The sequence below is a fragment of the Campylobacter concisus genome (assembly GCF_002913045.1).
GTDB classification, from domain to species: domain Bacteria; phylum Campylobacterota; class Campylobacteria; order Campylobacterales; family Campylobacteraceae; genus Campylobacter_A; species Campylobacter_A concisus_AP.
Genome location: NZ_PPAF01000032.1, coordinates 1 through 457, shown reverse-complemented (window position 1 = coordinate 457; position 457 = coordinate 1). Strand labels below are relative to the sequence as shown.

General features: G+C 55.6%; 1 protein-coding gene. It reads right to left on the bottom strand.

The features are described 5' to 3' along the window. The coding region (gene larC / locus CYP43_RS03900; protein ID WP_141089838.1) for a nickel insertion protein at nt 1-457 on the bottom strand (457 nt) is incomplete at both ends.

The window sequence follows — 457 nt, the reverse complement described above, 5'->3', positions numbered from 1 at the left end:
AAGCTCGCCATAGCCGATCTGCACGCTCAAATTTGGCTCATCTCTCAAGCCTAAATCCTCGCTCGTTTCGCAAAGTATCACGCGAAGCGCGTTGGCAAAATCTGCGATGTCTTTATCGCCAGCGCCGTAGCCCGTGCTTAAAATTTTAAAATTTCGCGGCGACTCGCGGCGGTCTTGCTCCCTTAAATTTAGTGCGCAGGCCTTTAAAATCGCCGCTCCTGTGGGCGTAGTCATCTCGAAATTCGCTCGCCCTAGGCTTACTTGCGCGCTTTTTAAAATTTGGCAAACCGCAGGCGCCGGTACGGGCAGCCTGCCGTGAGCGCAGTGCGCAAAACCGCCGCCAAGCTCGGTAGGCGAAGCAAAAATTTGCGGCGCACCCAAGGCCTCCAAACAAATAGCCGCACCCACTACGTCCGCGATGCTGTCCGCGGCGCCCACTTCGTGGAAATGTACTTGC